The following is a 12,421-nucleotide window of genomic DNA, read 5'->3' as shown; positions in this document are numbered from 1 at the left end:
ATGAAGGCATTTATGTCCCGGCGAAAGTCCTTCGTCGTGGCGGCTACCGCTGCCCTCGCACTGTCGCTCAGCGCCTGCGGCGGTGGAGACTCAGGCGGCTCCAGCAACCCGAGCCCCGTTGAAAAGCCGTCGTTCGCTGCCGGAACCACCATGGCGAAGCTGTCCTCCGCCGGCACCATCAAGATCGGCACCAAGTTCGACCAGCCGCTGTTCGGCCAAGTGGGCCTGGACGGCAAGCCCGTAGGTTTCGACGTTGAAATGGGCAAGCTGATCGCCGCCAAGCTGGGTATCCCCGCAGACAAGATCGAATGGTCCGAGACCGTTTCCGCCAACCGCGAGCCCTTCATCGAGCAGGGCAAGGTTGACCTGGTCATCGCCACGTACACCATCAGCGACAAGCGCAAGCAGGTTGTGGACTTCGCCGGCCCGTACTACGAAGCCGGCCAGGCCCTCATGGTGAACAAGGACAACGACACCATCAAGAAGCCCGAGGACGTCAAGGGCAAGAAGGTCTGCTCCGTCACCGGTTCCACCCCGGCCGCCACGATCGTGGACAAGTACGGCGCCGAGCTCGTCCCGGCCGCCACCTACTCCGCCTGCCTGGAGCCGCTGCGCAACAAGCAGGTTGAAGCCGTGACCACTGACAACGTGATCCTCGCCGGCTTCGTTGACAAGGAGCCGGACGCCTTCAAGCTCGCTTCCGACGAGACCTTCACCAAGGAGCCTTACGGCATCGGCCTGAAGAAGGGCGACACCGAGTTCCGCAACTGGATCAACGACCAGCTCGAATCCTTCGAAAAAGACGGCTCCTACAAGAAGGCCTGGGAAGCCACTGCGGGTTCGGTCATTAAGACCGCCCCCAGCCTCCCGGCCATCAACCGTTACTAAGTAGCGTCCGCCGCGCCGCCGGGGCTGTTCAGCAGCCCCGGCGGCACCGCCTTTAATCCGTCCACGCTTACAGCCGAAGGATCTTATGGACGTCATCTTTGAAAACCTGCCCCTGTACTGGGAGGGTTTTCTTCGCACTCTTTTTCTCTCCGTTGTCTCCGGCATTTTCGCGTTGATCCTTGGCACCTTGCTTGCCGCGGCACGCGTCTCCCCGGTCGCAGCGCTTCGCGGTTTCAGCACCGTGTATGTGGAAGTCCTCCGCAACACGCCGCTGACCATCGCATTCTTCTTCGCAGCGGTGGTGCTCCCCCGGATCGGGGTCAAGTTCGAGCAGTTCGAGATCGCCGCAATCATTGCCCTCAGCACCTACACCGCCGCGTTCATCGCCGAAGCTGTCCGCTCGGGCGTCAACAGCGTGCCTGTGGGCCAGGCCGAGGCCGCACGCAGCATCGGCATGAAGTTCGGCCAGGTTCTCTCTCTCATCATCCTTCCCCAGGCACTGCGCACGGTGATCCCGCCGCTGATCAACATCCTGATCGCCCTGGTCAAAAACTCCTCGGTGGCCGGTGCCTTCTTCGTACTGGAACTGTTCGGTTACGGCCGCCAGCTGGCCAACGCCAACGGTGACGCCGTGATAACGGTCCTGCTGGGCACTGCGTTCTTCTATCTGCTCCTCACCGTTCCGCTGGGAATCCTCGCCAACACGGTGGAACGAAAGGTGGCGATTGCCCGATGAGTTCCGTTCTCTACGACGTCCCGGGTCCCAAGGCCCGCCGGGTCTCCCTCATTGCCTCCATCATTGGGGGCCTGCTGATTCTTGGCCTGCTGGCCTGGGTTGTCCTGACCCTTTCCCAGCAGGGCATCTTCGAAGCCCGCCGCTGGCAGATCTTCACCCGTGGCGATGTTTGGCGCCTCCTCGGCAACGGGCTGGGATCCACCCTCTCGGCAGCGGCACTTGCCGCAGTCATCGCGTTCCCGCTGGGCCTGCTGCTGTGCCTCCTGCGCATTTCTGACGCCGCCGCCATCCGGGTACCCATGCGGGTCATCCTGGAGTTCCTGCGCGGCATGCCCGTGGTCCTGATGATGCTCTTCATCCTCCTGGGCTTTGGCACCTCCGCGTTCGTCGCCGTGGTGGCCGGCCTGGTGCTGTACAACGCGGCGGTCTTTGCCGAAATCATCCGGGCCGGTATCCAGTCCCTCCCCAAAGGGCAGCGGGAAGCCGGCCTGGCCATCGGCCTGACCAGCTACAAGTCGCGCATGCTGATCGAACTGCCGCAGGCAATCCGCCGCATGATGCCCTCGCTCGTTGCGCAGATGGTAGTTCTGTTGAAGGACACCTCGCTAGGCTACATCGTGGCGTACGGCGAGCTGCTGCGGGCCGTCCAGGTCATGGCGGACTTCCTGGGTACCCAGTACCTGTTCCCCATCTTCTTTGTGGCGGCGGCCATCTACATTGCCATCAACATCTCGGTTTCACGGCTTGCCGTATGGATCGAGCGCCGCGGCTCCAAGAAGGCGGCCGGCGGCACGGCGAAGGCCGAACCCGATGTCCTGGAAGCTGCGGCTCCCTAGGCTTCGAAGCTGCAACGGAAAAGGTCCGGGATTCCCGTGGGGAGTTCCGGACCTTTTCCGTTAAGGACCGTCAGCCGGCGAGCCAGCTTTGCAGCGCGGCGAGGCATTTGCGGATGGCTTCGGCGGAAACGTGCTCGTTGTCCTTATGGGCCAGCAGGGCGTCGCCCGGGCCGAAGTTCACTGCCGGGATCCCCAGTTCGCTGAACCGCGCGACGTCGGTCCAGCCGTATTTGGGTTTGGGCTCCGCACCCACAGCGGCAACGAAGGATGCGGCAGCCGGGTGCTGCAGTCCGGGACGCGCACCGGCGGCGGCATCGGTGCGCACCACGTCGAAGCCTTCCAGGAGCTCCCGGACATGCGCTTCAGCCTGGTCGGGGGTTTTGTCCGGGGCGAACCGGTAGTTGATCTCCACCACGCAGCGGTCCGGAATGACATTGCCGGCCGTGCCGCCGTTGATTTTCACCGCATTGAGGCTTTCCCGGTAATCAAGCCCGTCAACGTTGATGGTACGTGGCTCATAGGCGGCGAGGCGCGCCAGGATGGGGGCGGCAGCGTGGATGGCGTTGCTGCCCATCCACGCCCGGGCAGAGTGGGCGGCCTCCCCTGCAGTACTGGCTTCGAACCGGCTGGTTCCGTTGCAGCCGCCTTCCACGGTGCCGTCCGTTGGCTCCAGCAGGATGGCAAAGTCCCCCTTCAGCAGGTCGCCGTGGTTCCGGACCAGGCGTCCCAGCCCGCTCTTTACCGCCTCAACTTCCTCATGGTCGTAGAACACGAAGGTGACGTCCCGTTTTGGCTGCGCGCCGCCGTCGAACATTCCCGCTGCCAGCGCCAGCTGGACCGCCACGCCGCCCTTCATGTCCGTGGCACCGCGCCCATAGAGGATCCCTTCACCCGGAACGCCTGACTCCCAGCTGGAGGGGACGGTGCCCCTGGAACCTTCCGTCAGGGGCAACGGAACCGTATCCAGGTGCCCGGCGAGGATGACCCGTTCGCTGTGGCCCAGATCCGTGCGGGCAATGATGGCATCGCCGTCCCGGACCACGGTCAGCTGGGGAATCTCCCGCAGAGCGGCTTCGACGGCGTCCGCGAGGCGCTTCTCGTTGCCCGACACGCTGTTGATATCCATCAGTGCCGCGGTCAGCAGCGCCACGTCCTGGTGCAGGTCAAGGGTGGACACGGAAGATTCGGGGGCGGTTTCAGCAGTCACGAAGCCAGTCTAGTTCGAACCGCCAGCCCCGCCCTCGATAGACTGGGGCACATGACTGAGACCGCTTCCTCTGCCGTGCCCGAAACCCTGACTCCCAACGCTGACGACCGTTCCGCCCATGGCTTTGGCGTGGCCACCGTCGCCACCGCCGGCGGCGCGGATACTGTCCTGGACGTCTGGTTTCCCGCACCCGCACTCGGTGTTGCCGCCGAGGACCTCCGCTCGGTGGAAGATGCCGACGACGCCCTGACTGCCATCGCGGAGAACGGCGCAGACCAGGACCGCGCCACCGAGCAGAAGGTGGTCTTCGTCCAGATCAACCTCGACGAAGCCCCTGCCGACACCGCAGACGCCTACCTCCGGCTGCACCTTCTCTCGCACCGCCTGGTTAGGCCCAACACCATCAACCTGGATGGCATCTTCGGCAAGCTCCCCAACGTCGTGTGGACCAACTTCGGTCCCGCCGCAGTCGAGGGCTTCGAACTGACCCGCGCCCGGCTGCGCCGCCGGGGCGCCGTCACCGTCTACGGCATCGACAAGTTCCCGCGCATGGTGGACTACGTGGTACCCAGCGGCGTCAGGATTGCCGACGCCGACAGGGTCCGCCTGGGTGCGCACCTCGCCGCCGGCACCACCGTCATGCACGAGGGCTTCGTAAACTTCAACGCCGGAACCCTGGGCACGTCCATGGTGGAGGGGCGCATTTCCGCGGGCGTCGTGACCGGGGACGGGAGCGACGTCGGCGGCGGCGCCTCCATCATGGGAACCCTGTCCGGCGGCGGCAAGGAAAAGATCACCATCGGCGAGCGGGTCCTGCTCGGGGCGAACTCCGGCGTCGGCATCAGCATCGGTGATGATTCCGTCGTCGAGGCTGGCCTCTACGTCACGGCAGGAACCCGGGTCCGCGTGCCGGGCCCCAAGGACGAGGTGGGCGAGGACACCACCAGGATCGTCAAGGCCGCCGAACTCTCCGGCGTCCCCAACCTCCTGTTCCGCCGCAACTCCACCACGGGCGCGGTGGAGGCACTCCCCCGCAAGGGCCAGACCGTGGAACTGAACGACGCCCTGCACGCCAACTAGTACTTTCGTGGCACCCATGTCCGTGGCACGCAGGCGCGGCCTGCGCCGCCTCGCGGTGCTGCTCCTCACCCTTGCGCTGGCTGCGGGAGGCATCTACACGGCGGTGTACTTCGTGCAGCGTTCCGAGACCCTCGTGTCGGAACGCTGCACTGCCACAGCCGGCGACCGGACGGGGGAACTGGCGCCGGACCAGGCGGCCAACGCCGCCCTGATCACAGCGGCAGCCGTCCGGCGGGGCCTCCCCGCGCGCGCCGCCACCATCGCCCTGGCCACTGCCATGCAGGAGTCCAAGCTGCGCAACATCGGTCACGGCGACCAGGCCGGCCCGGACTCGCGCGGACTCTTCCAGCAGCGGCCGTCCCAGGGCTGGGGCACCGAGGCCCAGATCATGGACCCCTACTACGCGGTCAACGCCTTCTATGACGCACTGGTGAAGATCCCGGGCTACGAGACGCTGGACATCACCGACGCTGCCCAGCAGGTCCAGCGGTCCGCCTACCCCAAGGCCTATGCCCAGCACGAAGAGATGGGCCGGGCGTTCGCTTCCGGACTGACCGGCCAGACCCCGGCGGGCGTACAGTGCACGCTTCGCTCCCCCACGGCCGGTGGCAACTCGGCCACTGTGGTGACTGACCTGGACCAGGCCTACGGCGGCGTCGATGCGCAGGTGGACGGCGACACCCTGGTGGTGGACGCCGGCGGGGCACTGGGGTGGTCGGTTGCCGCGTGGGCAGTTGCCAACGCCAAGGACCTGGCCGTGACCAGGGTGGAAGTAGCCGGCCGCACCTGGGACCGGCCAGGCGGCGACGGGTGGCAGGCGGCGGGTGTCCAGGACGGGCAGGTGCGCATTACGGTGCGGAAGGACGACGCCGGCACGTAAGGGCCGCCGTCGGCCCGCCGGCCGCGTGTCAGACCAGGATTTCCAGCACCGGCTGGACATAGCTGCGGAACAGCTCAGGCTGCCCCATCAGCTCGTGGCTCATGATCATCTTGTCCGGTTCCAGGTACCACGCCCGTTGTTCGTCCAGCGGCAACTCGATGATGGTCAGCGTGAAATCGCGTGAGTCCCGCCCCACCTCCATCAGCCTGTCGTCCACCATGTCCCCGATCAGCTGGTCAATTCCGCTGGCCACCCGCTCCGCTTCGAGCTCGGCATATTCACTCCTCCGCTCCCGTGCCCAGGTGAGGGCAGAGCCAAAGTGGGCCTGCAGGACCCGCTGGAGGGCCGGGGAGTTGCCGAAAGCTTCGAAATCAGGCGGCGAAAGTTCCGGGGAGGTGTGCGGGTGGGCCTTGAGCAGCTGCTCCCACCAGGCCTCCCACTCGGTCTTCAGTGCCCCGAGCCCGCCGACATCCGCGGTCAGGTGGCTGTGGTCCGCTGAACGGACTTTGGGTGATGCATGGGACAGCATGGGGCGCCCCGCTCCGTTCAGGCCGGCAGCGTCCCGGACGTAAAGAGCAATCATCATCGGTCCGGATGTGTCGGTGGTGATCTGCCACCCTGAACCGCCTGCGTGCTGCATCCAAAGTCCTTTCCTGGCCTCCCGGTCCCGGGCGCCATATTCCGGCCCGGCCTACCCGGCTCCCAGTCTATTCCCGCAGCCAGTTCGCGGTAGTGCCGGACGGGCTTTGGTCGCTCAGCGTGCCAGCCCGTCCAGATGGCGCTCGAGCACGTCGCGGCACATCTGCGCCGTCATCCAGGCAGGCTGCAGGAGCGCATGCATGCACAGCCCGTCCAGCGTGGCCAGCAGCCGCTCCGCCTCCAGGACGAGGTTCTCCTGCGGTTCATCGTCCGGGAGCAGGCTTGCCACCAATGCGCCCACGATGGCCGCCACTTCGCGGTGGCTGCGGTCCGCTTCCGCCACCAGGAAGGGCCGGATGCGTGCGGCGTTCTTGAAGGCCAGCCATGCGCATGCTTCCACCGCTGTCACCTCATCCAGCGGAAGCATTCCACCCAGAAGGGTTAAAACGGCCTCGCGCTGGCCAGGGCTGGCCTTGCCGGCTCCGAGCACGGCCGGCAGCAGGCCCTCGAGCCTGCCGACGACGCGGTCCACCACGGTGCCGAAGGCGAAGGCCAGGAGCTCCTCACTGCCCTCGAAGTAGTGCCGGACCGAGCCGACGGCCAGTCCGGCCTCGTCCGCCACCTCGCGCAGCGACGCCCGTTCGAGCCCGTCCACGGCGATGATGCGGAGAACCGCCTGCACTACGTCCTGCCGCCGGGCACCGGCGTCTACAATTTTGGGCACCATCCTTAGTAGCACACTTGTGCTTTTTCTGCCCGTCACGGCCCACCCGCCGTCCGCCACACAGCGGCGGGCCACGCTGCGGGTGGGATAGCGTTGAGGCATGAAAATCTTGGTCACAGGGGGCACCGGTTACATCGGTTCCCATACTGTTCTGTCCCTGCAGGAAGCCGGCCACGACGTGGTCGTCATCGACAACCTGGTCAATTCCAGCGAGGAGTCGCTGCGCCGCGTAGCCGAACTCAGCGGCAAGACCGCGGAGTTCCACAACGTTGACCTGGTGGACGAGGCCGCCGTCGAAAAAGTTTTCGCCGGGAGCGGCATTGAAGCCGTCATCCACTTCGCAGGCCTCAAGGCCGTGGGTGAATCAGTGCGGGAGCCGCTGAAGTACTACTACAACAACCTGGTGGGCACGCTGAACCTGGTCCGCGTCATGGACAGGCACAGCGTCCGGTCCATCGTCTTCAGCTCGTCGGCCACCGTCTACGGGGAACACAACCCCATTCCGTATGTGGAAAAGATGGAAATCGGCGCGAACAACCCTTACGGGCGCACCAAGGAACAGATCGAGGACATCCTCTCCGACCTCGGCGCCGCCGACCCCCGGTGGCACATAGCCCTGCTGCGCTACTTCAACCCGGTGGGCGCGCACCCCTCGGGCCGCATCGGCGAGGACCCGCAAGGCATTCCGAACAACCTTGTCCCGTTCATTGCCCAGGTGGCCGTGGGCCGGCGCGAGAAGCTTATGGTCTTCGGCGGCGACTACGACACCCCGGACGGCACCTGCCTGCGCGACTACATCCACGTGGTGGACCTGGCAGAGGGACACGTCGCGGCCTTGAACCACATCGCCGACCGCACCGGAGTGTTCCGCTGGAACCTCGGCTCCGGGAAGGGCTCCTCCGTCCTGGAAGTCCTGCGCTCCTTTGAGAAGGCCGTGGGCAAGCCCATCCCCTACGAGATCACCGGCCGCCGCGCGGGCGACCTTCCAGCCTTCTGGGCCGACGCCACGTCCGCGCTGGCGGACCTGAGCTGGTCCACCACCAAGACCGTGGACCAGATGTGCGAGGACCACTGGCGCTGGCAGAAGAACAATCCCCAGGGCTACGCCTCGTAGTCCCCTTGAATGTGGCACAACGCGAAGCGGCCGCCCACCTTGGAAAGGTGGGCGGCCGCCGTCGTTATTGACGTTGCTGTCCCTGGCTGACCGGGAATCAGCGTGCGGGGTAGTCGCGCTCCGGCTCGCCGATGTACAGCTGGCGCGGGCGGCCGATCTTGGTGTTCGGGTCGCTGATCATTTCGCGCCACTGGGCGATCCAGCCGGGCAGGCGGCCGATGGCGAACAGCACCGTGAACATCTTCTCGGGGAAGCCCATGGCCTTGTAGATCAGGCCGGTGTAGAAGTCCACGTTCGGGTAGAGCTTGCGCTGGATGAAGTAGTCGTCGCTGAGCGCTTTCTCTTCCAGGCGCATGGCGATGTCAAGCAGTTCGTCGTTGCCGCCGAGCTTGCTGAGGATCTCGTGGGCCGTTGCCTTGACGATCTTGGCACGCGGGTCGTAGTTCTTGTAGACGCGGTGCCCGAAGCCCATGAGGCGGACGCCGTCTTCCTTGTTCTTGACCTTCTCCATGTAGTCCTCGGGCTTGAGGCCCTCGGCCTGGATCTGGCGGAGCATCTTCAGGACAGCCTCGTTGGCGCCACCGTGGGCGGGACCGAAGAGGGCGTTGATTCCCGCGGAGACGGAGGCGAACAGGTTGGCGTTGGAGGAGCCCACCAGGCGGACCGTGGACGTGGAGCAGTTCTGCTCGTGGTCGGCGTGCAGGATCAGGAGCAGGTCCAGTGCCTTGACGATCACAGGGTCCGGCTCATACTGCTCGGCGGGCAGGCCGAAGCTTAGGCGCAGGAAGTTCTCCACCAGGTTCATGGAGTTGTCCGGGTACAGCATGGGCTGGCCGATGGACTTCTTGTGCGCGTAGGCGGCGATGACCGGCAGCTTTGCCATGAGGCGGATGGTGGAAACCTCCACCTGCTCGGCGTTGAACGGGTCCAGCGAGTCCTGGTAGAACGTGGACAGCGCGGACACTGCGGAGGACAGCACCGGCATGGGGTGCGCGTCGCGCGGGAAGCCGCCAAAGAAGCCCTTGAGCTCCTCGTGCAGAAGGGTGTGGCGCCGGATCTTCTGGTCGAACTCGTCCAGTTCCGTGGGAGTGGGCAGGTTCCCGTAGATCAGCAGGTAGGACACCTCGAGGAAGCTCGAGTGCTGCGCCAGCTGCTCGATGGGGTATCCGCGGTAACGCAGGATGCCGGCATCGCCGTCGATGTAGGTGATGGCGGAGGTGGTTGCTGCGGTGTTCATGAAGCCGGGGTCGAACGTGACGGCGCCGGTCTGCTTCAGCAGCTTGGAGACGTCGTAACCTTCGTTCCCTTCAACAACCTGGATGCGCGGGAGCTTCAGCTCGCCACCTGCGTGGAGCAGGGTCGCAGCATTGTTGGTCTCAGTCATGGAGTCCCCTTCATGAGGCGTCTTCGGCCTCTGTCGAAAGCTTGATCCAACATCAGGTGAGCCGTGCACTGAGCCTGAGGAGACAGGTTCCAACACCCGGGCTGCCTTCTTGTAGAAAGCCACCATTGATCGTCAACTTAAAAAGTACCGCTCCTTGGCGGGTGTCACTAATCCGCAGGCTTCCCATCCGGCCTAAAATGCACCGAATGTGGGGCGAGTCACACGATTATTACGGGGTCCCTGGGAGCCGGATCAGGCGAGCCGTGCAACAGCGGCATCGATCCGCTCGTCGGATCCGGTCAGGGCCACGCGGACATAGCCGTTGCCCGCGTCACCGTAGAAGACGCCCGGGCCAACCACGATGCCCCGTTCGGCCAGGCGGGCCACCGTGGCCCACGTGTCCTCTCCCGCCGTCGACCACAGGTACAGGCCGGCATCGGACTCCTTGATCTCCAGGCCGAAGTCCAGCAGCGCGGGCACCAGGCGTTCGCGCCGGCCCCGGTACAGGTCCTTCTGGGCCTCGACGTGGGTGTCATCGCCCAGCGCCACCCGCATGGCCTCCTGGACGGGGTAGGGAACGATCATCCCCGCGTGCTTGCGGCTGTTGACCAGGTTGGGCATCAGGTCCGGATCACCGGCAACGAAGGCTGCGCGGTAGCCCGCCAGGTTGGACTGCTTGCTCAGCGAGTACACGGCCAGCAGGCCCTGGTGCGAGCCGCCGGCAACGTGGGGATCAAGGATACTGGGGACGCGCCGGCCGCCGCGCTGGACGTCCCAGTCGCCCCAGCCGAGCTCTGCGTAGCATTCGTCCGATGCCACCACGGCTCCGATTTCACGGGCCTGGACCACCAGGGCCTTCAGGGACTCCGCATCGCGGACGCTGCCCGTCGGGTTGCCCGGGGAATTGACCCAGATGAGCCGCACGCGTGCACGCGTGGCGTCGTCAAGCTCGTCCAGGTTGTCCGTGGCCACCGAAGTGACCCCGGCCAGGGTGGCACCGATATCGTACGTGGGGTAGGCCACCTTGGGACGTACGACGACGTCTCCGGGCTTAAGGCCCAGCAGCAGCGGCAGCCACGCAACGAGTTCCTTGGAACCCACCGTAGGCATGATGTTTTTGGGGTCCAGGCCCGCCACTCCGCGCCGGCGTTCGAACCAGCCCGCGATGGCTTCCCGCAGCGCCGGCGTGCCATGGACAGTGGGATATCCCGGAGCGTTGGCGGCGGCCTTCAGTGCGTCCTGGACCAACTGCGGGGTGGGATCCACGGGCGTGCCGATGGAGAGGTTGACTGCCCCGCCCGGGTGTTCCGAGGCCTTGGCCACGTAGGGGGCCATAGCCTCCCACGGGTAGTCGGGCAGGTTCAGGCCAAACGAATTCACTGCTGCGGTCACGTTCCCGTCCGCGTCAGTGGTCTTGGTTCTGCGGCGGCAGGGCGGCGATCATCGGGTGGTCCTTGCCCGTGTTGCCGATCTTTGCCGCCCCGCCCGGGGAGCCGAGGTCGTCGAAGAATTCGACGTTGGCCTTGTAGTAGTCGGCCCATTCCTCGGGAGTGTCATCCTCGTAGTAGATGGCCTCCACCGGGCAAACCGGCTCGCAGGCGCCGCAGTCGACGCATTCGTCCGGATGGATGTACAGCGAACGCTCGCCTTCATAGATGCAGTCGACCGGGCACTCCTCAATGCATGCCTTGTCCTTAACATCCACACACGGCTGCGCGATTACGTACGTCACGTCCCTGGCCTCTCCACGTTGGGTTCCGGCTTGCCCGCCGGCTCTTGCATCCGGCAGCACGGCCGGACTCTTGACATCTGAGCCTATTATCTCCCAGCCCTTTCCCGCTAACCTAGCCGGCGGCCTAGTATGAACTGGTGAGTCTGCCAGCGTCCGCCCCCGTCCGCTTCCTGACCGCGGCCGGCCCCGGAACCCGGGTGGTGGTGCGCTACCGGATCGATGGCGGCCTGACGGATGCGCTGGGCCACCTGCTGGCTTGCGACGCCGGTTCCTGCACCGTCCGCACCCGCCGGGCCGACGTCGTCATTCCCCTGGAGCTCGTGGTGGCCGCGAAGGAAGTCCCGCCCGCTCCCCCGCGCCGCCCCGCGCGCCCCGCCTAGGCCTCGCTGCGCCGGGACTGTCCCTGCGCCATGACCCGGTCCTTCACCGCGCCCGGCGGTACGTGGCCAGGGCCAGCTCCACCATCCGGACGAACTCCGCGGGGTCGCGGACCAGCATCTCGAACGTCACCCGAAGGGTTGGGACACCCCCGATGACGGTGACATTCCAGCGCCGCCTGTCTTCCCGGTAGGCCTCCCGGCTGCTGTGGTGGGCATAGCCGTCCGCCTCAATCCCCAGCAGACCATCAACAAGGAGATCCAGGTGGCCCATTCCAGGAATGTGCACCTGCAACTCGACTGTAAGCCCCGCTTCTTCAAGCAGATACCGGGCGATGGTTTCGATGATGGAGCCGGACTGGGGTCGGATTCTGCCAACCAGGTTCAGCAGGGCCTTTTCACGGGCGGCCGGAAACCGCGCCCGCAGCTCCGCGAGTTGGATTTGGCCCTTCTTGACGGCGGACTCCGCGATAGTCAGGCCTTGAAGAGCCGGCAGACAGCGGAGAGACTGGCAGACGACGTCCAGAGGAGTCAACGGAAGGTCGCTGCGGTGTACCACACAGCCGACTATTGGCCTGCCATGGCGGGCGGCAAGATGCGGCCTATCCGGAACCTTGATCACCCATAACCCGGAAGCCACTGCGGCCGTGACGCAACCAGGTGCGGCGTGATGGCGCGCCGCATGGATAAGCACGGGGTCAGCATCCGAGCCAGCGCTTCAGAAACAGTTCGCATGTCTGAAGCCTGCGCCTGGCGGGGAGCATCCGCAGGTGGTGGAAACGGCTATGTGGAGAACGGACCCGGGCGCGGAAGCAGGCGCTCAG

Annotated in this window: 14 protein-coding genes; 7 read left to right on the top strand and 7 right to left on the bottom strand. The window is 65.7% G+C overall.

The window, feature by feature from the left end; all coding sequences use genetic code 11:
- The 3 genes from NIBR502771_RS11635 to NIBR502771_RS11625 all read left to right on the top strand — a co-directional run bounded on the left by NIBR502771_RS11635 (position 1) and on the right by NIBR502771_RS11625 (position 2,460).
- On the top strand, positions 1–888 hold the full coding sequence (locus NIBR502771_RS11635) for a glutamate ABC transporter substrate-binding protein (protein WP_141159890.1): 888 nt from the start codon (positions 1–3) through the stop codon (positions 886–888).
- Between the two features lie 85 nt (positions 889–973).
- Positions 974–1,624 (top strand): amino acid ABC transporter permease, encoded by a 651-nt coding sequence (locus NIBR502771_RS11630; protein WP_018768597.1) that lies wholly within the window; start codon positions 974–976, stop codon positions 1,622–1,624.
- Complete coding sequence (locus tag NIBR502771_RS11625) at positions 1,621–2,460, top strand: amino acid ABC transporter permease (RefSeq protein ID WP_141159889.1); 840 nt, start codon at positions 1,621–1,623, stop codon at positions 2,458–2,460. Before NIBR502771_RS11630 ends, NIBR502771_RS11625 begins: the two co-directional genes overlap by 4 nt.
- A 70-nt stretch (positions 2,461–2,530) precedes the next feature.
- Here the strand turns inward: NIBR502771_RS11625 and dapE are convergent, their stop codons facing one another.
- A complete protein-coding gene (dapE, locus tag NIBR502771_RS11620; RefSeq protein WP_141159888.1) occupies positions 2,531–3,667 on the bottom strand; it encodes a succinyl-diaminopimelate desuccinylase in 1,137 nt (378 codons plus the stop codon).
- A gap of 51 nt (positions 3,668–3,718) precedes the next feature.
- On the opposite strand from dapE, the gene dapD reads away from it, so the two are divergent.
- Positions 3,719–4,747 carry a 2,3,4,5-tetrahydropyridine-2,6-dicarboxylate N-succinyltransferase gene (dapD, locus tag NIBR502771_RS11615; protein WP_141159887.1) on the top strand — a complete coding sequence of 343 codons (1,029 nt, stop codon included), beginning with the start codon at positions 3,719–3,721 and terminating at the stop codon, positions 4,745–4,747.
- Between the two features lie 16 nt (positions 4,748–4,763).
- Complete coding sequence (locus NIBR502771_RS11610; protein WP_141161525.1) at positions 4,764–5,627, top strand: hypothetical protein; 864 nt, start codon at positions 4,764–4,766, stop codon at positions 5,625–5,627.
- Positions 5,628–5,655: 28 nt separating this feature from the next.
- Here the strand turns inward: NIBR502771_RS11610 and NIBR502771_RS11605 are convergent, their stop codons facing one another.
- Together NIBR502771_RS11605 and NIBR502771_RS11600 are read right to left on the bottom strand one after the other, a co-directional pair.
- Positions 5,656–6,267 carry a hypothetical protein gene (locus NIBR502771_RS11605; RefSeq protein ID WP_141159886.1) on the bottom strand — a complete coding sequence of 204 codons (612 nt, stop codon included), beginning with the start codon at positions 6,265–6,267 and terminating at the stop codon, positions 5,656–5,658.
- 114 nt (positions 6,268–6,381) lie between these two features.
- Positions 6,382–6,990: a TetR/AcrR family transcriptional regulator gene (locus NIBR502771_RS11600; RefSeq protein WP_168223154.1), complete on the bottom strand. Its 609-nt coding sequence runs from the start codon at positions 6,988–6,990 to the stop codon at positions 6,382–6,384.
- A 100-nt stretch (positions 6,991–7,090) separates the two neighbouring features.
- Here NIBR502771_RS11600 and galE point away from each other — a divergent pair, with 100 nt between their 5' ends.
- Entirely contained in the window at positions 7,091–8,104 is a 1,014-nt protein-coding gene (gene galE / locus NIBR502771_RS11595; RefSeq protein ID WP_141159884.1) for a UDP-glucose 4-epimerase GalE, read from the top strand.
- A gap of 97 nt (positions 8,105–8,201) precedes the next feature.
- Here galE and NIBR502771_RS11590 read toward each other — a convergent pair whose 3' ends face one another.
- From NIBR502771_RS11590 to fdxA, 3 genes are all read right to left on the bottom strand, one after another.
- Entirely contained in the window at positions 8,202–9,488 is a 1,287-nt protein-coding gene (locus NIBR502771_RS11590) for a citrate synthase (protein ID WP_141159883.1), read from the bottom strand.
- Between the two features lie 252 nt (positions 9,489–9,740).
- The gene (gene dapC, locus NIBR502771_RS11585) at positions 9,741–10,880 is read right to left on the bottom strand and encodes a succinyldiaminopimelate transaminase (protein WP_141159882.1); all 1,140 of its coding nucleotides are present in this window, start codon (positions 10,878–10,880) and stop codon (positions 9,741–9,743) included.
- Between the two features lie 13 nt (positions 10,881–10,893).
- Positions 10,894–11,220, bottom strand: coding sequence for a ferredoxin (gene fdxA / locus NIBR502771_RS11580; RefSeq protein WP_013601705.1), 327 nt, complete (start codon positions 11,218–11,220; stop codon positions 10,894–10,896).
- Between the two features lie 137 nt (positions 11,221–11,357).
- Here fdxA and NIBR502771_RS11575 point away from each other — a divergent pair, with 137 nt between their 5' ends.
- Positions 11,358–11,600: a hypothetical protein gene (locus NIBR502771_RS11575; protein ID WP_141159881.1), complete on the top strand. Its 243-nt coding sequence runs from the start codon at positions 11,358–11,360 to the stop codon at positions 11,598–11,600.
- Between the two features lie 43 nt (positions 11,601–11,643).
- On the opposite strand, the gene NIBR502771_RS11570 is transcribed toward NIBR502771_RS11575, so the two are convergent.
- Complete coding sequence (locus NIBR502771_RS11570) at positions 11,644–12,156, bottom strand: hypothetical protein (protein WP_141159880.1); 513 nt, start codon at positions 12,154–12,156, stop codon at positions 11,644–11,646.
- Positions 12,157–12,421 lie beyond the last annotated feature (265 nt).

It is taken from the genome of Pseudarthrobacter sp. NIBRBAC000502771 (assembly GCF_006517215.1).
Classification (GTDB): domain Bacteria; phylum Actinomycetota; class Actinomycetes; order Actinomycetales; family Micrococcaceae; genus Arthrobacter; species Arthrobacter niigatensis.
The sequence above is the reverse complement of the archived record's forward strand: the minus strand, read 5'-3'. Positions and strand labels throughout refer to the sequence as shown.